Source organism: Streptomyces nojiriensis (assembly GCF_017639205.1).
GTDB classification, from domain to species: Bacteria; Actinomycetota; Actinomycetes; order Streptomycetales; family Streptomycetaceae; genus Streptomyces; species Streptomyces nojiriensis.
Window position 1 is genome coordinate 3,375,733 of the sequence record NZ_CP071139.1, and the last position, 17,530, is coordinate 3,393,262.

Consider the following 17,530-nt stretch of genomic DNA (forward strand, 5'->3'; position numbering starts at 1 on the left):
TCCAGCGCCGCCACTTTCAGACAAGTGAATGAATCATGGTCGCAGGTAGTGACACCGCCATGACCCACTGCCACATTGCCGGGCATGGATGCCTCCCACACCCACCGCCATCACCCCGTCTTCTGCACGGTCGTACCCCCGCACCTCCTCGACAAGGCCGCCCTGTCCGAGGACTCCCGCCGCGCCGACCTCGCCCAGCGCACCCTGGAGCGCGACTCCCTGCTGCGCACCCGGCGCCGGATCACCGCCGTCCGCGGGATCGTCCCCACCCTCACCGCGCCGGCCTCCGACGATCCGGACCGGACGATCTACGACGCCCAGCACCGCACCAGGCTGCCCGGGACGAAGGTCCGCGGGGAGGGCGACCCGCTGAGCAAGGACGCCACCGTCAACCGCGCCTACGCGGGGCTCGGGGCGACGTACGAGCTGTTCCTGAAGGGCTTCGGCCGGCGCTCGATCGACGACTCCGGGCTCCCCCTGGACGCGACCGTCCACTACGACGAGGAGTACAACAACGCCTTCTGGGACGGGCAGCAGATGGTCTTCGGCGACGGCGACGGGGACCTCTTCCTCGACTTCACCGTGTCGGTGGACGTCATCGGCCACGAGCTGACCCACGGGGTCACCCAGTACACGGCGAACCTGACCTACCGCGGACAGTCGGGCGCCCTCAACGAGTCGATGTCGGACGTCTTCGGCTCGCTGATCAAGCAGTACTCGCTGGAACAGACGGCCGAGGAGGCCGACTGGCTGATCGGGGCCGGGCTGCTCGGCCCCAATGTCACCGGGGTCGCGCTGCGCTCGATGAAGGCACCGGGCACCGCGTACGACGACGACGAACTCGGCAAGGACCCGCAGCCGGCCACGATGGACGACTACGTGAACACCCACAGCGACAACGGCGGCGTCCACATCAACTCCGGCATCCCCAACCACGCCTTCTACATCGTGGCGACCGAGCTGGGCGGCAAGGCCTGGGAGCGGGCCGGGCAGATCTGGTACGACACCCTGACCGGCGGCGACCTCACCCCCAGGGCGAACTTCGCGGACTTCGCCCGGCTCTCGACCGCGGCGGCCGTGACCCGGTACGGGGCCGGCGGCGCCGAGCACCAGGCGCTCCAGAAGGCGTGGTCCGCGGTGGGTGTCCCGCTCGCGGGGTAGAGGGCACCCATGCGCATCCAGGTGATACGGACGGGCGGCTTCGCGGGCATCGAGCGCCGGGCCGAGGTGGACACCGCGGGCCGGCCGGACGAGAGCGAGTGGCGGGCCCTGGCCCAGCTCGCGCTGCGGCCCGGTCCTCCGGGCGACCCGGCGGACCGGGTGCGGGACGGCTTCTCCTACCGGATCACGGTGGACGGGCGGACGGTGGCCTGCGCGGAGCCGAACCTGTCGGACGCCCAGCGGGCGCTGATCTCGCGCGTGCTGAAGGAGGGCGCCTGAGCGGGTCCGGAAAGGGGGTGCCCGCGCGGCGCCGCTTTGTTTGGATGGCCGGATGACCGACCACATGATCGATTCAACGCTGTCCGAGCTGGAGCGGTACTACGACACGGTGCCCCGGGTGGGCGGGGCCCGCGCCGAGGACTTCGGCCCCCTGACCCTGTTCGTCCAGGAGGGCGCGGGCTGGCCGTACTACGCGCGGCCCGCGCTCGGCGGCCCCGGGGCGACCCGGGCCGACGTGGAGCGGGTCTGGCAGCGCCAGCGGGAGCTGAAGGTTCCCGAGGCCTTCGAGTGGGTGGCCGAAACCAGCCCCTCGCTACGGGCCGCGGTGGAGGCGGCGGGACTCCATGTCCACGCGCACCCGCTGATGGTCCTGGACCCGTCGGCCGAGGCCCTTCCGCCGCACCCGGAAGTCCGTCTCTTCGACGCCGACGACCCGCTGCTCGCCGCCGCCGTGACGGTCCCGGCCCTGGCCTTCGCGGCCCCGGGAACGGCGGTCGGCGAGGCGGGCCCCGCGGAACTGGCGGCGGCGCTGACGGAACCGGCGGCCGAGGCGGGCCGGGCCCGGGTGGCCGGGAAGCTGGCGGCCGGCAGCACGGTCCTGGCCGCGGCCGTACGGGACGGCGTGGTGCTCTGCGCGGGCCAGTACAACCCGGTCGGGGACGTCGTCGAGGTGGTCGGCGTCGGCACGCTCCCGTCGGCACGCCGCCAGGGCCTGGCCCTCGGGGTCACGGCCGCCCTGGTCGCGCAGGCCCGAGCGCGCGGGGCCCGTACGGTCTTCCTGTCGGCGGGCGACGAGGACGTGGCCCGCGTCTACGCCCGCATCGGCTTCCGCCGGGTGGCCACGGCCCTGATCGCCGAACCGCAGGCGTGACGCGCCCGCTCGGGCAGCAGGCTGCGTTCCTCTTTGCCAGGTCGGCAACAAAATTTGCCGTACGCCGTCGGGCGGGCGGAGCATCGGCCCCACCGGCACCCGTACTGGAAGAGGAAGCCATGACCGAGCACGCGCACACGCACACCCACACCCACCACCACCCCGAGCCCGGGGCGGCGGCCGGCGAGGAGTTCTGGGACGGCCGGTACGGGGAGAGCCACCGCATCTGGAGCGGCGAGGCCAACGCCATGCTGGGTGCACGAGGTGTCCGACCTCGCCCCGGGCCGGGCCCTGGACCTGGGGTGCGGAGAGGGCGCCGACGCCGTCTGGCTGGCCCGCCGCGGGTGGACGGTCACCGGGACCGACATCTCCGGGGTCGCCCTCGGCCGGGCGGCCGAGCACGCGGCGGAGGCCGGGGTCGGCGACCGCGTCTCCTTCGCCCGGCACGACCTGACGGAGTCCTTCCCGCAGGGGGAGTTCGACCTCGTCTCCGCGTGCTTCCTGCACAACTACGGGGACTTCCCCCGTGACGCGGTCCTGCGCACGGCCGCCTCCGCCGTGGCCCCCGGCGGCACGCTGCTGGTGGTCGGCCACGCGGGCTGGGCTCCGTGGCAGGAGGACCGGGAGGAGGCGCACTTCCCCACGCCCGCGGAGGTCCTCGCGCAGCTGGAGCCGGTCACGGCGGGCTGGGAGGTGCTGCGGGCCGAGGAGACCGAGCGGATCCAGAACCAGCCCGACGGAACGCCCGGAACCCGTACGGACAACGTGGTCCGGGTGCGCCGGCCCGCATAGCCGGACGGGCCGGACAGACGGCCGGGCAGCCGGACAGCCGGAACGACGAACGGACGCGGCCCCCGTGCGGGGCGGCGTCCGTTCGTCGTCGCTTCGGCGCGGTCCGCGCCTCAGAAACCGAGCTTGCGCAGCTGCTTGGGGTCCCGCTGCCAGTCCTTGGCGACCTTCACGTGCAGGTCGAGGAAGACCGGGGTGCCGAGCAGCGCCTCGATGTGCTTGCGCGACTTCATCCCGACCTCCTTCAGGCGGGAGCCCTTCGGGCCGATGATGATGCCCTTCTGGCTCGGCCGCTCGATGTAGACGTTGGCGTGGATGTCGAGCAGCGGGCGGTCCGCCGGACGGTTCTCGCGCGGGATCATCTCCTCGACGACCACGGCGATGGAGTGCGGGAGCTCGTCCCGTACGCCCTCCAGCGCGGCCTCGCGGATCAGCTCCGCGACCATGACCATCTCGGGCTCGTCGGTGAGGTCGCCCTCCGGGTACAGCGGCGGGCTCTCCGGCAGCAGGGGCGCGATCAGATCGGCCAGCAGCTGGACCTGGGTGTCCCCGACGGCCGAGACGGGAACGATCTCGGCCCACTCGAAGCCGAGCTCGGCGCCGAGCTGGTGCACGGCGAGGAGCTGCTCGGCCAGCTGCTTGGACTCCACCAGGTCGGTCTTGGTGATGATGGCGATCTTGGGGGTCTTCTTGATCCCCGCCAGCTCCTTGGCGATGAACTTGTCGCCGGGGCCGAGCTTCTGGTCGGCCGGCAGGCAGAAGCCGATGACGTCGACCTCGGCCCAGGTGGTCCGTACGACGTCGTTGAGGCGCTCGCCGAGCAGGGTGCGCGGCTTGTGCAGGCCGGGCGTGTCCACGAGGACGAGCTGGGCGTCGGGGCGGTGCACGATGCCGCGAACGGTGTGGCGGGTGGTCTGCGGCCGGTTGGAGGTGATCGCGACCTTGGTGCCCACGAGTGCGTTGGTGAGGGTCGACTTCCCCGCGTTGGGGCGGCCGACGAAGCAGGCGAACCCCGCACGGTGCGGGGCGGTGGACTCGGGGGAACGATCGCTCATACGGGCCATTCTCCCCGATGCGGCTCCCAGCGCCGACCAGATCACGGCAGCAAGGGTCGGCACAGCCGTCGGCGAGGGGTACTCGGCGAGGCCCGCACGGCCCTGAGCTGTGGTTCCGTCGGCCCGGGCGCGCACCGTGACCTCGGCCCATTCCGCTCTGGGCGCGCCCTCCCAACGGGCGCTGAGCCGCACTTCCTGACCCGGCAGCAGTTCGGCGGGCAGCCCGCCGAAGTCGCGGGCGAGGAGCGAGCGGCCGAAGGCGCCGGTGGCGGTGAGGGTCGCCCGGGGGCGCAGGGTGACATTGCCGATGTTGTGGAGCGTGTACGAGACGTCCGCGCCGGGGCCGCGACGGTGCACGGTGACCCCCCGGACGGTGAGGGCGGGGGCGGTGGGGCCGGTCACCCGCAGGTACAGCCGGGCGGCGACGGCCTGCTGTACGCCGATCCCCCGGCCGGTGTCGGCCGCGGCCGCCGGCCGTTCCTCCAGGGCCACGACGGCGCCGGGGTGGTCCCCCGGTTCCGCCCGGTCGGGAACGGTGAGGGTGAAGCGGACGGAGACCGACGAGCGGGCCGCCACGGTGACCCGCTCCCGGTCGAGCCTCGCCCACGCGGCGGCGGCCAGCCGCGGCTCGTCGGTCCGCGCAGGGCGAAGCCGCCGTCGCGGGCGGTGTTGTAGGCGTCGGCGGCGTACAGCCGGAAGCTGCGGGGCCGGTCGGTGCGGTTGGTGAGGGTGACGGCGTCGGCGACGGATTGGCCGGGCGCGGCGGCGAGGTAGAAGCAGGGCCGCTGCCCGGCGCCTGTCGCGGCGGGCAGCACGGACCACGGGCCGTCGTCCGCGGACTCGGCGGGCGCGGCGAACAGGAGGACGAGCCCGGCGGCGACGAGAACAGCCCCGCCGCCCATCGAGGCGCGGGGTCCGGGGCGGAGCCCCGGGAGACGGGGCGTCACGACAGGGTCAGTGTCAGGACCGCCGTGTACGCACCCGGCGGGGTGTACGGCGGCACCCGCAGGGTGACCGTGGCGTCGATCGTGAAGGTGCCGCCGACCAGGGGGGCGTCGGGGGTGGAGGCCAGGAGGGCCCCCTCCGGGCCGACCACGCCCGCGCTGCCCGGCGTACAGGTGCTCCGGCTCCCCTCGGCCGCCACGCACCTCGGGGTCCAGGACAGGGAGGCGCCCGGGATGCGGATCCCGCCGGGTCCGGTGAAGTCGGTGACCTTGCCGATCAGGGACCAGCCGGCCGGTCCGCCGCGGGCGTCGGTGACGGTCACCGTCCCGATCCGGCCGGGAGCGGCGCCGCCGTCGCCGTACGGGACCGCGCCCAGGGTGATGTCCTCGCCGGTCTGGGTCATGCCCAGGACTCCCGCCTCGACGGTGGCCGTGACCTTCTGCGTGGCGGCGGACGGCGGCGGAGCCGCGTCGATGACCGTGTACGCGGCCGGGCCCGAGCCCTGGCGCGCCGACCAGGCGCCGCCCTCGTAGGCGATCACCGCGGTGGTGGCCCTGTCCGTGACCGGCAGCTCGACCAAGGCCCGGCCCAGCTCGTCGGCGGTGGCGCTCACCCGGTCGGCGGTCTCGGCGGCGCCGGCCCGGCCGGCCACCGTGACGGCCGCGCCCGGCGGGAAGCCGGCGGCGGTGACCTTGACCCTGGCGCCCGGCCTGCCCTGGGCCGCGCCGAGGAAGACGCTGCGCAGGTTGGCCGTCGGCAGCCCGGTCGCGGTCAGGCGGGCGGAGACGGGGGCGGCGGACGCGGCATCAGCGGTACAGGTGGTGTCGAGGTCCAGCAGGTGGCCGGTGTGCAGGGTGTAGCCGCCCGGGGCGAGCGTGGTCTCGCCGGGTGCGGTGACGGTGAAGGTGCCGGTCATCGTGACGGCGGGGAGGGCCGCGCCCGCCGGGACGGGGTCGTTGCGCTTGGCCCCGACCACGGTGACCTCGCCGCTCTGGGCGCCCGCCAGCAGGATCCGGCCGGTCGGGGTCAGCACGTCGGCGGGGAGTTCGCCGCCGACCGGGTTGAGGGCGGGGGTCCGGACCACCTGGTAGGTCACGGTGACGGTGTCGCCGACCTGCGGGGCCGGGTTGTCGACGGTGATCCGCGCGGTGGTCGGCCCGTCCGCGGGCGGGAGCCCGGCCTCCTGGGGCGCCGGGCAGTGGGTCGGGAAGTCCACCTGGCCCGGGGGCGGCTCCCCCTCGGCCGCGGCGGGTGCGCTCAGCGCGCCCCCGGTCGTGGCCGCCAGCACGGCCATGCCCACGGCCGCCGGCCATCTCCGCTTCCGCGCCCCGATCCGCACTGCCCGCCCCCTGGGTTCCCGCGCGCCCGAGCCCGGCGCTGGGGGCCATTCACGAGCGGGGGGCGGGAGAAGTCAATGCGCGGGTCCGGCAGTAACTGATGGCCCATCAGGAGATGGCAGGTTGTCCGTCCCACCGGCCGCACGGAAGGTGCGCCGGTAGGCCGTCGGACTCACTCCCAGCGCCGCCTGCACGTGCTTGCGCAGGGACTGGGCCGTACCGAAGCCGCTGTCCCGCGCCACCTGCTCCATCGGCAGCTCCGTCTGCTCCAGCAGCTGCCGGGCCCGCTCCACCCGCCGGCCGAGGATCCACTGGCCGGGGCTGACGCCCGACTCCTCGCGGAACCGGCGCGTGAAGGTCCGTACCGACATGGCCTCCTGCCGGGCCAGGTCGGTCAGCCGGAGCGGTTCGTGCAGCCGGTCCAGCACCCAGGCGCGGGCCGCCGTGGTCGTGGCGAGCTGCGGCTCGGGCATCGGGCGCGCGACGAACTGCGCCTGCCCGCCCTCCCGGTGGGGCGGTACGACGGTCCGCCGGGCCACCTCGTTGGCGACGGCCGCGCCGTGGTCGCGGCGCACGATGTGCAGGCACAGGTCGACCCCGGCGGCGACTCCGGCCGAGGTCAGCACGTCCCCGTCGTCGGTGTAGAGCACGTCCGGGTCGACCCGCACGGCCGGGAAGAGCTGCTGGAAGTGCTCGGCACAGGCCCAGTGGGTGGTGGCGGGGCGCCCGTCCAGATACCCGGCCGCGGCGAGCACGTAGCCGCCCGTGCAGATGGAGACGAGCCGGGTGCCGGGCCGGATGTGGGCGAGGGCCGCCGCGAGCTCGTCGGTCAGCCGGCCCTCCTCGTACACCGCGCCCAGCTCGTACGAGGCCGGCACCACCACCGTGTCGGCGGTGGCCAGCAGTTCCGGACCGTGCTCGACGTGGATCGCGAAGTCGGCGTCCGTGTGCACCGGCCCCGGGGCGAGCCCGCACGTGAGGATCTCGTACAGCGGCCGCCCGGCCGGACCCTTGGCCCGCCCGAAGATCCGGTGCGGGATACCGAGCTCGAAGGGCAGCAGCCCGGTGAGGGCGAGGACGACGACCCGGTGCGCCTTCTTCTCCGACTCCATGGCCCGATCGTAGCGAAGCATGACAGTCAAGCCACTTTCCCGCGGTCCCCCGGTGGCCGGAAGCTTTCGGCGTGCCCCAGACAGCCCCCGCCTCCGCCCCCGTGGACCGCCGCTCCCCGCAGCGGCCCGCCCGCGTCCACCGCGCCTGGTTCGTCGCCGCCGTCACCTTCGTGACGATCATCGGCGCGGCCGGCTTCGCCTCCCTGCCCGGACTGCTCATCGAGCCGCTGCACGCGGAGTTCGACTGGTCGCGCGGGACCATCGGCCTCGCCGTCTCCGTCAACCTCGCGCTGTACGGGCTCACCGCCCCCTTCGCCGCGGCCCTGATGGACCGCTTCGGCATCCGCCGGGTCGTGGCCCTGGCCCTGCTCGTCATCGCCTCGGGCTCGCTGGCCACGGTGTGGATGACCGCGCCCTGGCAGCTCGTGCTGTTCTGGGGCGTCCTCGTGGGGCTGGGCAGCGGCTCCATGGCCCTGGCCTTCGCGGCGACCGTGACGGGCCGCTGGTTCACCGCCCGGCGCGGGCTGGTCACCGGCATCCTGACCGCGGCCGGGGCCTCCGGCCAGCTGGTCTTCCTGCCGCTGCTGGCCTGGCTGGTCGAGCACCACGGCTGGCGCCCGGCGACGGTGACGGTGTCCCTGTCGGCCCTGGCCGTCGTCCCCTTCGTGTGGCTGCTGATGCGCGACCACCCGGCGGACGTGGGGCTCGCGCCGTACGGCGGCACGTACGCGCCGAAGCCGGCCCCGGTTCCGGGCGCGGCCCGGCGCGCGCTGCGGGTGCTCCTCGACGCGGCCCGGACCGGCCCGTTCTGGCTGCTGGCGGGCACTTTCGCGATCTGCGGGGCCTCGACCAACGGCCTGGTCAAGACCCACTTCGTGCCGGCCGCCCACGACCACGGCATGCCGGTGACGGCGGCCGCGGGGCTGCTGGCGGTGGTCGGCGTGTTCGACGTGATCGGCACGGTGGCCTCGGGCTGGTTCACGGACCGCTTCGACTCGCGGCGGCTGCTGGCCGTCTACTACGCCCTGCGCGGGGTCTCGCTGCTCTTCCTGCCGATGCTGCTGGCGCCGTCGGTTCGGCCGCCGCTGCTCTTCTTCATCGTCTTCTACGGCCTGGACTGGGTCGCGACCGTCCCGCCGACGATCGCCCTGTGCCGCGAGCACTACGGGGACGACGGCGCGATCGTCTTCGGCTGGGTCCTGGCCTCGCACCAGATCGGCGCGGCGGTGGTGGCCTTCCTGGGCGGCCTGACCCGCGACCTCACCGGCTCGTACGACACGGTCTGGTACGCCTCGGGCGCGCTGTGCGCGATGGCCGCCCTGATGGCGATGACGATCCGCCGCCGCCGCTAGCCTCCGGCGGCCCCTCCGCCCTTGACCCCGCCCGGCCGAATGCCGAGTCACGCCGCCTCCGCGGACCCCTCCAACCTCGCCACTTCCAGCCTCGCCGGCGTTTGAGGAGGGGGCACCTCCCAGCGGTAGCCGGGGGAGGTCCGGGCGGAGCCCGGTGCCCGGCGGAGCCGGGTTTCCCGGGGCTCCGCCCCAGACCCCGCGCCTCAAACGCCGGCGAGGCTGACTTTGGCCGGGCCAAGGCTGGAAGTGGCCGGGCGGGAGTTTTCGGTTGCCCCTGCCGGGAGGCTAGGCGCCGGCCGGGGTCGTCGACCTCAGGGTGCCGTCCGGGGCCGCCAGCAGGACGGGGGTGTCCGGGCCGCCGAGGTCGCGGACGGCCGCGCGGTCGGCTTCGGCCGGGGTGTCGGCCGTGCTGACGACGGCCGCCGCCTCCAGGGACCGCGCACCGCTCGCCACCGCCATCGCGACCGCGGTCTGCAGCGCGCTCAGCTTCAGGGAGTCGAGCTCCACCGTCCCGGCGACGTACGTGCGGCCCGTCTCGTCCCGCACCGCCGCCCCCTCCGGCACCGCGTTGCGGGCCCGGGCGCTGCGCGCCAGCGTGATGATCTTGCTGTCCTCGGGGTCGATCCCGGTGCTCTCCGTCATGGTCGAAAGCATAGGGAGCGCCGCTGTCCGGCCGTACAACGACCCCGCCGGGGCCTCCGATCAGGGCCGGTCGAGCTTCAGGCGCTCCGCCCGCGGCAGACCCGCCACCACCAGGTCGTAGGAGTCCTCGACGAGCTCACGCAACACCGCGTCCGGGACCCCGCCCACCGTCACCGTGTTCCAGTGCCGCTTGTTCATGTGGTAGCCCGGCACGATCGCCTCGTGCTCCTCGCGCAGCCGCACCGCCAGCTCCGGGTCGCACTTGAGGTTGACCTTGAGCGGCTCCGCGTCCAGCGCCGACAGCGCGAACATCTTGCCGAGCACCTTGAACACCGAGGTCTCCGGGGTGAAGGGGAACTCCTCCACCGCCGCGTTGAAACCCAGGCAGAACGTGCGCAGTTGCTCCGGGGTCATTCCCCCTCCTCCTCCGCGGCCTCCGCCGCGGCCACCGGCTCCACCAGAACCGTCACGATCTTGTTCCGCCGACCCGCCGGGGATTCGGCGGTCAGCCGCAGCGGACGTCCGTCCGGCAGTTCCACCACCGCGGAGGCGCCCGCGATCGGCACCCGCCCCAGCGCCTTCGCCAGCAGTCCGCCGACCGTCTCCACGTCCTCGTCGTCGAAGGCCTCGACCTTGAACAGCTCACCGAGGTCGGTGATGTCCAGCCGCGCGGTGACCCGGTAGCGGTCCTCGCCGAGGTCCTCGACCGGCGGGAGTTCCCGGTCGTACTCGTCGGTGATCTCGCCGACGATCTCTTCGAGGATGTCCTCGATGGTGACGATGCCGGCCGTGCCGCCGTACTCGTCGATGACGACGGCCACGTGGTTGCGCACCTGCTGCATCTCGCGCAGCAGGTCGCCCGCGTTCTTGGTGTCCGGTACGAAGACGGCCGGCCGCATCGCGGTCGAGACCAGGTCGGCCTCGGCCTCCCGGCTGATGTGCGTCTTGCGGACCAGGTCCTTCAGGTAGACGATCCCGACTATGTCGTCCTCGTTCTCCCCGGTCACCGGGATGCGGGAGAAGCCGGACCGCAGCGCGAGCGTGGTCGCCTGACGGACCGTCTTGTACCGCTCGATGCAGACCAGGTCGGTGCGCGGCACCATCACCTCGCGCACCAGCGTGTCGCCGAGCTCGAAGACCTGGTGCACCATGCGGCGCTCGTCGTCCTCGATCAGCGATTCCTTCTCCGCGAGGTCCACCATCGCGCGCAGCTCGGCCTCGGAGGCGAAGGGCCCCTTGCGGAAGCCCTTCCCGGGCGTGAGCGCGTTGCCGATGAGGATCAGCAGCTGCGGGATCGGCCCCATGATCCGGGCCAGCGGTACGAGGACGTACGCGGCCGCGGTCGCCGTGTTCAGCGGGTGCTGGCGGCCGATCGTGCGCGGGGAGACACCCACGGCGACGAAGGAGACGAGCACCATGACGGCGATGGCCACGAGCAGCGCGGTCCAGTTCTCGCCGAACTCGTCGAGGCAGACGTAGGTGACGAGCACCCCGGCCGCCATCTCGCAGGTGACGCGGACGAGCAGGGCCACGTTGAGGTAGCGGGTGGGGTCGCCGGCGACCTGGGCGAGCTTCTCGCTCCCGCGCCGGCCCTCCCGCACGGCCTGCTCGGCCCGGAAGCTGGAGATGCGGGCGATGCCGGACTCGGCGCAGGCCGCGAACCAGGCCACCACGACCAGCAGCACCGCCCCGGTGATCAGCTGCGGGGCGTTCACGAGACGGTCGGAGCCGGGGACGGACCGGTCATGCCGCGCTCACCGCGCCAGCCGTCGACGATGGCCGCCTGGAGGCCGAACATCTCGGCCTTCTCGTCCGGCTCCTCGTGGTCGTAGCCGAGCAGGTGCAGCACTCCGTGGACGGTCAGGAGCTGGAGCTCCTCGTCCATGGAGTGCTGCGTCGGGGCTTCCTCGCCCTGCCGCTTGGCGACCTCGGGGCAGAGCACGATGTCGCCGAGGAGCCCCTGCGGGGGCTCCTCCTCGTCCTTGGTCGGCGGACGGAGCTCGTCCATCGGGAAGGACATGACGTCGGTCGGACCGGGCAGATCCATCCACTGGATGTGGAGCTGCTCCATGGCGTCCTCGTCGATGACGATGACGGAGAGCTCGGAGAGCGGGTGGATCCGCATCCGGGTGAGCGCGTAGCGGGCGATGTCGAGGATCGCCTGCTCGTCGACCTCGGTTCCGGACTCGTTGTTGACGTCGATCGACATGGTGCGCTGGGTTCTACTTCCGCTGGTAGCCGTTCGCGGCCTGCTGGCCGTCGTCGTACTTCTCGTACGCGTCGACGATACGGCCGACCAGCTTGTGCCGGACGACATCCTCGGACGTGAGCCGCGAGAAGTGGATGTCCGGGACCCCTTCCAGGATGTCCTGGACCTGGCGCAGACCGCTCCTGGCACCACCCGGCAGGTCGATCTGGGTGACGTCACCGGTGACCACGATCTTCGAGTCGAAGCCGAGCCGGGTCAGGAACATCTTCATCTGCTCGGTGGTCGTGTTCTGCGCCTCGTCGAGGACGACGAACGCCTCGTTGAGCGTGCGTCCGCGCATGTACGCCAGGGGGGCCACCTCGATCGTGCCCGCCGCCATCAGCCGCGGGATCGAGTCGGGGTCGATCATGTCGTGCAGCGCGTCGTAGAGCGGGCGCAGATACGGGTCGATCTTGTCGAAGAGGGTGCCCGGCAGGAAGCCGAGCCGCTCCCCCGCCTCGACGGCGGGCCGGGTCAGGATGATCCGGCTGACCTGCTTGGACTGCAGGGCCTGGACGGCCTTGGCCATGGCGAGGTAGGTCTTGCCGGTACCGGCGGGGCCGATGCCGAAGACGATCGTGTTCTTGTCGATCGCGTCGACGTACCGCTTCTGGTTGAGGGTCTTGGGTCGGATGGTGCGGCCGCGGCTGGAGAGGATGTTCTGGGTGAGCACCTCCGCGGGCGTCTCGGCAGGCCCGTCGCCATTGCCGTTGCCGCTCGCCTTGAGCATGGCGATCGAGCGTTCCACTGCGTCCTCCGTCATCGGCTGCCCGGTGCGGAGCACCAGCATCATCTCGTCGAAAAGCCGCTGGATCAGGGCGACTTCCGCCGCTGCACCGATCGCGCTGACCTGATTGCCCCGAACATGGATGTCGGCCTTCGGGAAGGCCTTCTCGATCACGCGCAACAGGGCGTCACCCGAGCCGAGCACGGTCACCATCGGGTGCGTGGCCGGAACGGTGAAGTGGGCTCGCGCCTGCCCCGGCGCGGGGATGTGGGCTGTCGGTGTCTGAGTCATGGGCCGGCACTGTGGCCTGCGCATACCTCCCGCTGAGGGGCCGCGCCGATCGACGACCTCCGGAGTACCAAGCGTACGTCTCCGCCGCGGCTTCCCCGAGAGGTTTTACCGCCCGATCGCGCCGCCTACACCGAGTGCCGGAAGCCGATCGTGGGTACGGCCCTGCGCCGGGCCGCCGGGGTGCCGCCCGGCGGGACGAGATCGTCCAGGAAGCCGTACCGGCCGCGCAGCTCCTGCGGGGCGTCCCGCCACCAGTGGGCCACCTCCGGCCAGCCGGGCGCGGACAGGGAGCCGCCGAACTCCTGCACCGACAGGGCCGCCGTCAGCCCGGCGAAGGCCAGCCGGTCCGCGAGCGGCCAGCCGGCCAGGGTGCCGGTCACGAAGCCCGCCACGTAGACGTCGCCCGCGCCCGTCGGGTCCAGCTCGTCCACCGTGATCCCGGGGACGTGCGCGGTCTCCCCGGTGCGGCCGTCCACCGCGTACGAGCCCTCCGCGCCCATCGTCACCACCGCGATCGGCACCTTCTCCGCCAGCGCCCGGGCCGCGGCTCTCGGGCAGTCGGTCCGGGTGTAGCGCATCGCCTCGCCCGCGTTCGGCAGGAAGGCCTCGCAGTGCTCCAGGTCGGCCAGGGCTCCCAGGTCCCACCGGCCGCTCTCGTCCCATCCCACGTCCGCGAAGATCCGCGAGCCGCGCCGGGCGGCCTCGCCGATCCACTCCTCGCCGCGGCCGGGTCCCAGCGCGGCCACGGCCGCGCGGGCCCGTGGCGGGCACTGCGGGAAGGGCCCGGGGCCCGCCGGCGGAGGGGCCTCGTGGCCGTGCGAGACCATCGTGCGCTCGCCCTCGTAGGCCATCGAGACGGTGACGGGGCTGTGCCAGCCGGGGATGGTGTGCGACATGGACAGGTCGATGCCCTCGCCCTGTTCGAGGGCGTCCCAGCAGTACTCGCCGTAGTGGTCGTCCCCGAAGGCGGCGGCCAGCGAGGTGCGCAGGCCGAGCCGGGCCAGGGCGGTGGCCATGTTGGCGACGCCGCCGGGGCTGGAGCCCATGCCGCGCGCCCAGGACTCCGTACCGCGTACCGGGGCCGAGTCGAGGCCCGTGAAGATGATGTCGAGGAAGACCGTTCCGGTCAGGAAGACGTCACAGCCGGGTTCCTGGGGGTCACGCAGCGGACCGAGCGGGTCCACTGCTGCTGCGCGGATTTCGTAGTCCCGACCGGTCACGGCGATCTCCCCGTTGTTTCTCGAAGGCCCGTTCCTGCATGACGTTTTCCCGTGGAAAGCTGCCAGCCCTGCCCGCCCCGGGCGGGACCAAAACCCAGTGTGGCGCAGATCACTCTCGGAAGGCCCTTCGTCACTCGGACCGCTCGGGCCGCTCGGGCCGCCCGGCGAAACGGCCCCGGCCCGGTCGCGGCCGGGACCGGGCGGGGACCGGGCCCGCCCGTCAGCCCCGCTTGGGCAGGGGCACCCGCACCAGGTCCGCGGCCACCGTGAGCTCGCCCTCGAAGCCGGCCGCGCGGGCCTGGCGCTCGAACTCGGCCGGGTCGGTGTAGCGCTGCGAGAAGTGCGTCAGCACGAGGTGGCGTACGCCCGCGTCCCGCGCCACCCGCGCCGCCTGGCCGGCGGTCAGGTGCCCGTGGTCGGTGGCCAGCCGTTCGTCCTCGTCGAGGAAGGTCGACTCGATGACCAGCATGTCGCAGCCCTCGGCCAGCGCGTCCACGCCCGGGCAGAGCCGGGTGTCCATGACGAACGCGAACCGCTGCCCGGGCCGGGGCTCGCTGACCTCCTCCAGGGTGACCGTCCCGAGCCGTCCCTCGCGCTGGATCCGGCCCACGTCCGGCCCCTTGATCCCGTGCCGGGCGAGCAGCTCGGGGACCATGCGGCGGCCGTCGGGCTCGGTGATCCGGTAGCCGAAGGACTCGACCGGGTGCGAGAGCAGACGGGCCTCCAGCGTGTACGAGGACCCCTGCGCCAGCATGCCGTCCCCGGCCACCGGCTCCTCGCGGAGCGGGACGGTCTCGCGGTAGGCCGTGGCGTAGCGCAGCCGGTCGAAGAACTTCTGTCCCGAGGCCGGGTAGTGCGCGGTGACGGGGTGCGGGACCTGGTCGAGGTTGATCCGCTGGATCACCCCGGCGAGGCCGAGGCTGTGGTCACCGTGGAAGTGGGTGATGCAGATCCGGTTGATGTCGTGCGCGGCCACCCCGGCGCGCAGCATCTGGCGCTGGGTGCCCTCGCCCGGGTCGAAGAGGATGCCCTCGCCGTCCCAGCGCAGCAGGTAGCCGTTGTGGTTGCGGTGGCGGGTGGGCACCTGGCTGGCCGTGCCCAGCACCACGAACTCTCGTACGGACACGTGCTATCCGGGGGGCCACTGGAGGCCGCGGCCGCCGAGGACGTGCGCGTGGGCGTGGAAGACGGTCTGCCCGGCGCCGGAGCCGGTGTTGAACACGACCCGGTAGCCGTGTTCGACGATCTTCTCGTCGAGGGCGACCTGGCCGGCCTCGCGCAGTATGTCGGCGGCGACACCCGGCTCGGCCTCCACGAGGGAGGCCGCGTCGGCGTAGTGCACCTTGGGGATGACGAGCACGTGCGTGGGCGCCTGCGGGTTGATGTCCCGGAAGGCGACCGTGGTCTCGGTCTCCCGTACCACGGTCGCGGGGATCTGCCCCGCGACGATCTTGCAGAACAGGCAGTCGGCCTGCGGTTCCCCGGCCATTGCTTCGCCTCCCGTGACGGTGATCGGTCCGGGCATCGTATCCAGCCGGACGCCCGCCGCGGGCACGGTCGCGTCAGGACCAGCGGCCCGTGCGGGCCAGCAGCACCGCCGTGGCCGCCGTCCCGGCCGTGGAGGTCCGCAGGACGGAACGGCCCAGGCGGTAGGGGTGGGCCCCCGCGGCGGCGAAGACGGCCAGTTCCTCCGGGGAGACGCCGCCCTCCGGGCCGACCACCAGCACGACGGAACCGGACTTGGGGAGCTCGGCCGTGGCCAGCGCCCCGGAGGGGGTGTCGCGGTCCTCGTGGAGCACCATCGCCAGGTCGGCGCCGGCCAGCAGCGCCGCCACCTGCTTGGTGGACATGGCCTCGGCCACCTCCGGGAAGCGCACCCGGCGGGACTGCTTGCCCGCCTCCCGGGCCGTGGCCCGCCACTTGGCCAGGGACTTGGCGCCGCGGTCGCCGCGCCACTGCGTGATGCAGCGGGAGGCCTGCCAGGGCACGATCGCGTCCACGCCGGTCTCGGTCATCGTCTCGACGGCCAGCTCGCCGCGGTCCCCCTTGGGCAGGGCCTGGACCACCGTGATCCGGACCTCCGGCTCCGGCTCCTCCGCGACGCTGTGCAGGTCCATGACGACCAGCCGGTCCTTGCCCTCGGCGGCCTTGACCACGCCCTCCGCCCAGTGGCCCCGCCCGTCCGTGAGGACCACGTCCTCGCCCGGGTTCAGCCGTTTCACGGACACCGCGTGCCGGCCTTCCGGCCCGTCCAGGACGAACTCCGGCCCCGCGGGGACCTCTTCCACCACGAACACCGGGGCGGTCATGACGCACTCCTCATCTGCATTGCCTTCAACGTGCTCTGTGCCTGGGCCAGTTCGGCCGCCAGCACCTCCACCAGCTCCCCCGCCGGCAGCGGTCGTGCCAGCCGGTGCCCCTGGCCCGCCCACAGGGCCATGCCCTGCGGGTCCCCGGCCGCGGCCGCGGCCTTGCGCAGCCCCGAGGTGAGGTGGTGGACCTGTGGGTACGCGGCCGGGGCGTACGGCCCGTGCTCGCGCATGAAGCGGTTCACCAGCCCCCGCGCCGGCCGCCCGGAGAAGGCCCGGGTCAGCTCGGTGCGGACGAACAGCGGGTCCGTCAGGGCCTTCTTGTGCACCGGGTCCGCCCCCGATTCCGGGCAGGCCAGGAAGGCCGTCCCGAGCTGCGCCGACTCCGCGCCCGCCGCCAGCAGGGCCGCGATCTGCGCGCCCCGCATGACCCCGCCCGCCGCGATGATCGGGAGCGCCACGGCCTCCCGTACCTGCGCCACCAGCGCGAGGAGGCCCACGGCCGCGGTGCCGTCGATCTGCGGGTCGTCCCGGTGGGTGCCCTGGTGGCCGCCGGCCTCGGTGCCCTGGACGCAGACCGCGTCCGCACCGGCGTGCTGGGCGCTGCGGGCCTCCTCGGCGGAGGTCACCGTGACGACGGTGTACGTACCGGCCTTGCGCAGGGCAGCGAGGGCCGCGAAGGCGGGACAGCCGAAGGTGAACGAGACCACCGGGACCGGGTCTTCGAGGAGGATGGCGAGCTTGGCGTCGTAGCCGTCGTCGCTGGTGCCGATGATGTCCTCCTCGGCGAGCGAGATCTCGTACCAGCTCGCCTCACCGGCCAGCTGCCCGCGGTAGGCCTCCACGGCGGCCGGATCGACGTAACCGGTCTGCGGCATGAAGAGGTTGACGCCGAAGCGGCGCCGGGTCAGCGCGCGCACCTGCTTGATCTCCTGGTACATCCCGTCGGCGGTCTTGTAGCCGCCGGCCAGGAAGCCCAGCCCGCCCGCCTCGCTCACGGCGGCGGCGAGCACGGGACAGGAGGCGCCGCCCGCCATGGGAGCCTGCACGATCGGATACGGGGAGAGACCGTTCGGTGCCGAGGACATGGACTGCATCGTGCCACGTCCGGCGCATGGGGCCGAATCACGGCATTCGCCTGGCATAGTCCGCTTCCCGGCCGTTCTCCGGCCGTCGCCGGGCCCCTGTGACG

At 73.3% G+C, this 17,530-nt stretch carries 17 protein-coding genes and 1 pseudogene; 5 read left to right on the forward strand and 13 right to left on the reverse strand.

Annotated elements, in window-relative coordinates; translation table 11 throughout:
* Positions 1–84: 84 nt before the first annotated feature.
* The 4 genes and pseudogenes from JYK04_RS15780 (at position 85) to JYK04_RS15795 (ending at position 3,103) form a co-directional block, all read left to right on the forward strand.
* Positions 85–1,161: a M4 family metallopeptidase gene (locus tag JYK04_RS15780; protein WP_189736847.1), complete on the forward strand. Its 1,077-nt coding sequence runs from the start codon at positions 85–87 to the stop codon at positions 1,159–1,161.
* Positions 1,162–1,170: 9 nt separating this feature from the next.
* Positions 1,171–1,440, forward strand: a complete 270-nt coding sequence (locus tag JYK04_RS15785; RefSeq protein ID WP_189736849.1) for a protealysin inhibitor emfourin — start codon at positions 1,171–1,173, stop codon at positions 1,438–1,440.
* Positions 1,441–1,492: 52 nt separating this feature from the next.
* On the forward strand, positions 1,493–2,311 hold the full coding sequence (locus JYK04_RS15790; RefSeq protein WP_229875228.1) for a GNAT family N-acetyltransferase: 819 nt from the start codon (positions 1,493–1,495) through the stop codon (positions 2,309–2,311).
* Positions 2,312–2,430: 119 nt separating this feature from the next.
* Positions 2,431–3,103: pseudogene (locus tag JYK04_RS15795) on the forward strand (SAM-dependent methyltransferase).
* A gap of 110 nt (positions 3,104–3,213) precedes the next feature.
* On the opposite strand, the gene era reads toward JYK04_RS15795, so the two are convergent.
* The 3 genes from era to JYK04_RS15810 form a co-directional block, all read right to left on the reverse strand.
* Positions 3,214–4,164: a GTPase Era gene (gene era, locus JYK04_RS15800; RefSeq protein WP_030384631.1), complete on the reverse strand. Its 951-nt coding sequence runs from the start codon at positions 4,162–4,164 to the stop codon at positions 3,214–3,216.
* A 934-nt stretch (positions 4,165–5,098) separates the two neighbouring features.
* Complete coding sequence (locus JYK04_RS15805) at positions 5,099–6,394, reverse strand: WxL domain-containing protein (protein WP_189737474.1); 1,296 nt, start codon at positions 6,392–6,394, stop codon at positions 5,099–5,101.
* Positions 6,395–6,511: 117 nt separating this feature from the next.
* Entirely contained in the window at positions 6,512–7,549 is a 1,038-nt protein-coding gene (locus JYK04_RS15810; protein ID WP_189736851.1) for a GlxA family transcriptional regulator, read from the reverse strand.
* Between the two features lie 71 nt (positions 7,550–7,620).
* On the opposite strand from JYK04_RS15810, the gene JYK04_RS15815 reads away from it, so the two are divergent.
* Positions 7,621–8,901 (forward strand): MFS transporter, encoded by a 1,281-nt coding sequence (locus tag JYK04_RS15815; protein WP_189736853.1) that lies wholly within the window; start codon positions 7,621–7,623, stop codon positions 8,899–8,901.
* 285 nt (positions 8,902–9,186) lie between these two features.
* Here the strand turns inward: JYK04_RS15815 and JYK04_RS15820 are convergent, their stop codons facing one another.
* From JYK04_RS15820 to JYK04_RS15865, 10 genes are all read right to left on the reverse strand, one after another.
* The gene (locus tag JYK04_RS15820) at positions 9,187–9,555 is read right to left on the reverse strand and encodes a cytidine deaminase (RefSeq protein ID WP_373297421.1); all 369 of its coding nucleotides are present in this window, start codon (positions 9,553–9,555) and stop codon (positions 9,187–9,189) included.
* Positions 9,556–9,603: 48 nt separating this feature from the next.
* Complete coding sequence (locus JYK04_RS15825; protein WP_189736857.1) at positions 9,604–9,957, reverse strand: MmcQ/YjbR family DNA-binding protein; 354 nt, start codon at positions 9,955–9,957, stop codon at positions 9,604–9,606.
* On the reverse strand, positions 9,954–11,258 hold the full coding sequence (locus JYK04_RS15830; protein ID WP_189736859.1) for a hemolysin family protein: 1,305 nt from the start codon (positions 11,256–11,258) through the stop codon (positions 9,954–9,956). The genes JYK04_RS15825 and JYK04_RS15830 overlap by 4 nt, the downstream gene beginning before the upstream one ends.
* Positions 11,255–11,752: an rRNA maturation RNase YbeY gene (gene ybeY / locus JYK04_RS15835; protein ID WP_189736861.1), complete on the reverse strand. Its 498-nt coding sequence runs from the start codon at positions 11,750–11,752 to the stop codon at positions 11,255–11,257. The genes JYK04_RS15830 and ybeY overlap by 4 nt, the downstream gene beginning before the upstream one ends.
* Positions 11,753–11,765: 13 nt before the next feature.
* The gene (locus tag JYK04_RS15840) at positions 11,766–12,809 is read right to left on the reverse strand and encodes a PhoH family protein (RefSeq protein WP_189736863.1); all 1,044 of its coding nucleotides are present in this window, start codon (positions 12,807–12,809) and stop codon (positions 11,766–11,768) included.
* A gap of 125 nt (positions 12,810–12,934) precedes the next feature.
* Positions 12,935–14,029 carry a carbohydrate kinase family protein gene (locus tag JYK04_RS15845; protein ID WP_373297422.1) on the reverse strand — a complete coding sequence of 365 codons (1,095 nt, stop codon included), beginning with the start codon at positions 14,027–14,029 and terminating at the stop codon, positions 12,935–12,937.
* 220 nt (positions 14,030–14,249) lie between these two features.
* Complete coding sequence (locus JYK04_RS15850) at positions 14,250–15,155, reverse strand: ribonuclease Z (RefSeq protein ID WP_189736865.1); 906 nt, start codon at positions 15,153–15,155, stop codon at positions 14,250–14,252.
* 3 nt (positions 15,156–15,158) lie between these two features.
* Entirely contained in the window at positions 15,159–15,518 is a 360-nt protein-coding gene (locus tag JYK04_RS15855; protein WP_189736867.1) for a histidine triad nucleotide-binding protein, read from the reverse strand.
* Positions 15,519–15,591: 73 nt separating this feature from the next.
* Positions 15,592–16,338 carry a 16S rRNA (uracil(1498)-N(3))-methyltransferase gene (locus JYK04_RS15860; protein ID WP_189736869.1) on the reverse strand — a complete coding sequence of 249 codons (747 nt, stop codon included), beginning with the start codon at positions 16,336–16,338 and terminating at the stop codon, positions 15,592–15,594.
* Positions 16,335–17,426 carry a nitronate monooxygenase gene (locus tag JYK04_RS15865; protein ID WP_189736871.1) on the reverse strand — a complete coding sequence of 364 codons (1,092 nt, stop codon included), beginning with the start codon at positions 17,424–17,426 and terminating at the stop codon, positions 16,335–16,337. Before JYK04_RS15865 ends, JYK04_RS15860 begins: the two co-directional genes overlap by 4 nt.
* Positions 17,427–17,530 lie beyond the last annotated feature (104 nt).

Excerpts from the sequence above, each read along its gene's own strand:
- JYK04_RS15785 (WP_189736849.1), top strand. The coding sequence starts at position 1,171 with ATGCGCATCCAGGTGATACGGACGGGCGGCTTCGCGGGCATCGAGCGC.
- JYK04_RS15860 (WP_189736869.1), bottom strand. The coding sequence starts at position 16,338 with ATGACCGCCCCGGTGTTCGTGGTGGAAGAGGTCCCCGCGGGGCCGGAG.
- era (WP_030384631.1), bottom strand. The coding sequence starts at position 4,164 with ATGGCCCGTATGAGCGATCGTTCCCCCGAGTCCACCGCCCCGCACCGT.
- JYK04_RS15820 (WP_373297421.1), bottom strand. The coding sequence starts at position 9,555 with ATGCTTTCGACCATGACGGAGAGCACCGGGATCGACCCCGAGGACAGC.
- JYK04_RS15790 (WP_229875228.1), top strand. The coding sequence starts at position 1,493 with ATGACCGACCACATGATCGATTCAACGCTGTCCGAGCTGGAGCGGTAC.
- JYK04_RS15825 (WP_189736857.1), bottom strand. The coding sequence starts at position 9,957 with ATGACCCCGGAGCAACTGCGCACGTTCTGCCTGGGTTTCAACGCGGCG.
- JYK04_RS15855 (WP_189736867.1), bottom strand. The coding sequence starts at position 15,518 with ATGGCCGGGGAACCGCAGGCCGACTGCCTGTTCTGCAAGATCGTCGCG.
- JYK04_RS15865 (WP_189736871.1), bottom strand. The coding sequence starts at position 17,426 with ATGTCCTCGGCACCGAACGGTCTCTCCCCGTATCCGATCGTGCAGGCT.
- JYK04_RS15805 (WP_189737474.1), bottom strand. The coding sequence starts at position 6,394 with ATGGCCGTGCTGGCGGCCACGACCGGGGGCGCGCTGAGCGCACCCGCC.
- JYK04_RS15840 (WP_189736863.1), bottom strand. The coding sequence starts at position 12,809 with ATGACTCAGACACCGACAGCCCACATCCCCGCGCCGGGGCAGGCGCGA.
- JYK04_RS15810 (WP_189736851.1), bottom strand. The coding sequence starts at position 7,549 with ATGGAGTCGGAGAAGAAGGCGCACCGGGTCGTCGTCCTCGCCCTCACC.
- ybeY (WP_189736861.1), bottom strand. The coding sequence starts at position 11,752 with ATGTCGATCGACGTCAACAACGAGTCCGGAACCGAGGTCGACGAGCAG.
- JYK04_RS15780 (WP_189736847.1), top strand. The coding sequence starts at position 85 with ATGGATGCCTCCCACACCCACCGCCATCACCCCGTCTTCTGCACGGTC.